At 64.8% G+C, this 2,359-nt stretch carries 1 protein-coding gene and 1 pseudogene; one reads left to right on the forward strand and one right to left on the reverse strand.

Annotation, left to right across the window (positions count from 1 at the left end; genetic code table 11):
• Positions 1 to 109 precede the first annotated feature (109 nt).
• Positions 110 to 562: a LexA family protein gene (locus ACTJK8_RS32235; protein ID WP_012329966.1), complete on the reverse strand. Its 453-nt coding sequence runs from the start codon at positions 560 to 562 to the stop codon at positions 110 to 112.
• 197 nt (positions 563 to 759) lie between these two features.
• Here ACTJK8_RS32235 and ACTJK8_RS32240 point away from each other — a divergent pair.
• Positions 760 to 1,009 (forward strand): annotated as a pseudogene (locus ACTJK8_RS32240) (hypothetical protein).
• Positions 1,010 to 2,359: the final 1,350 nt, after the last annotated feature.

A 2,359-nucleotide genomic window follows, 5' to 3' on the forward strand; every position in this document is an offset into this window, starting at 1 on the left:
AGCTTCGGGTCGAACACGCGCTCGCAGGAGCAGTAGAAGCTGTTGCCGTCGATCAGCGCCACGGCGCGGCCGCCGCCGATCCGGTCGCGCCGGCGCGCCTCGGGCGTGCTCACGAGAGCTGACCGCGGGCGACGTGCCAGCGGATCGAGAAGCGGACCACGCCCCAGATCACGCCCTCGCCGAGTTCGTCGACCGCGAAGGCGGGGAGGTCCGGGTTGCAGAAAGCGAGCCGGGCGACGTTGCCATCGATGACGAGGCGCTTGCAGCTCATCTGGCCGTCGACCGCCGCGACGACGATGCTGCCATGGCCCGCCTTGAGGCTGCGGTCGACGCAGGCGAGGTCGCGGTCGTAGATGCCGGCCCCCTCCATGGACGAGCCGGCGATGCGCCACAGGAAGGTGGCGGGCGGGTTCGGCACGAGCCAGCGGGGCAACTCCAGCGCGCCTTCGAGGAAGTCGTCGGCCGGGGACGGGAAGCCGGCGCAGAGTGCCTGCCCGATCAGCGGGACTCGGACAGCGTTGGGGCTCTGGACCAGCAGTTCGTCGATCCGGTTGAGGTGCACCCGCGGCTCCGCCGTGTTGGAACGAAAGCGGAACAAATCCCATGCGCGGGCTCGGTTCAATCTGCGGGCGAGATGTTTCTTTCCGGGCGGTGGACGAATGTGAACTCGGATCGAAAACGCCTGCTTGGGCTGGATCTTAAGCGGCTCGCGCGGTCGGCGAAGAGCGTTCGGCAGGTCTGGACAGGTGAGGGTCGACGATGGCGAGGAGGACGGCGTTCGTGGTGCAGCGCTTCGAGGTGCACCGGAAGCGGCTGCGCCCGGCCCGGCAGGAGCCGGCGCAGACCGAGAGCGGGGCGGTGAAGAAGGCGGAGAACATGGCCAAGCGGATGCCGGGCGCGGCGGCGCCGAAGGTCTTGGCCGACGAGACCGTCGGGCCGGACGTCATCACGATCATCGCCAATGGGGCGCGATCCCGAAGATCTCGCCGCGAGCTTGCAGGGTGGCTGACCATCGGTGATGTCGGCGTCATGCGGGCTGACGAGCTTGCCGTTGCCGGCCGCGAGCTTCTGATTGCCAGCGCCAAGCGACACATCGCCCAAGGTGAGGTCGAGCGGCGTAGGAGAGGGGCGCCGGCCGAGACCTATAGCCGGCTGCCCGACGTCGGCGACGTGAGCCCATCGCCAGCCTGCACGTAGATTACAGGGTATTCTCGTGCGATGAGAGTGCGCGGGCGAACTTGAGTAGCTTCTGGCGGTCCCGGCGGTCTTCTAACCCGTACCAGAGCTGCAGCAGCTCACATGCTTCACTGGACTCAATCCCATGGGCTTCACCGCTCAGAAACGCATGAGGCGAAACGCCAACTGCGGATGCAATGCGGCTGAGAAGCTCCCTGCTTCGAGCGATGCTCGAAAAGACCTGCCCTGCATCACTCATGATCGCCAACGTCGAAGCCCGCGACCGGAAAGCGTGCTGTGGTCCTGAATGATTGGCTTCAGGGTCTCTCGGAGCAGAGCCATGGAACCCCATCTGAGACCGAGCGGACCGGGGCGCCTGAAACGGCGGCCAACAAGAAGCTCGAGCCTCTTGTAATCGCTTCGCACATGCCCACATCAGCTCAGTTGCTGCGGGCGCGCTGTGAAGTGCCTGCCGAGAGTGTTGAGGCTCTTGGATCCGCGGTGGCACCCGCCATATCCTGTTCATCAGCCGGCGTGCGAAAGCAGTCGCTGATCCCTCGACATCGGCAAGCACTCGTCGGCCCCTAGGTTTAGGGACTGTCACGTACGCGAAACGCGAGTGTGCCTCGGATTTCCGCTTGCCGAATGCGAGAGGGGATCCAGACACAGGAGGTTGGCGCGGACGCTGCTCCATGCAGATCTGCGCGTCCGCTTCCCGGTCGTGCGAGACGGCAGCCGGCGCGAGCCAGTGCCGCCCACAGCTCAGGGGCGCCTCGCGGCCGATGTGGAAGGGTGATTGACAGGCGAAATTGGGCGCCCTATACGGCGCCTCCCGACGCGGTGCCCGGCCAGGGCGGGCCGCTCGGACGGACTTCTACTGAAGACTGCAAGCAGCTTTCGGCGAGCGCCGGAGCAGTTCCTGTTGCTCTTCAAATGGCTCTTGTGTAAGCAGGCGCCGCTCTTTGACAAGTGAATACGAGAAAGAGAAGCGTGGACGGCGCTTGTCCTTGCGGATCCTGCGAGAGCGGGATCATCGAGAGAAGCGAGCTGTCTAACGCTTCAGAAGCTCACACTATCCGGGCAGTGATGCCAGGATGATTGTGAGCCTCTGTCAAGATGTTGTGATCAGCTTAGATCAATCTCTTCAACGTGAGAGTTTGATCCTGGCTCAGAGCGAACGCTG

The sequence above is a fragment of the Methylobacterium sp. 22177 genome, from assembly GCF_052045615.1.
Taxonomy (GTDB): domain Bacteria; phylum Pseudomonadota; class Alphaproteobacteria; order Rhizobiales; family Beijerinckiaceae; genus Methylobacterium; species Methylobacterium radiotolerans.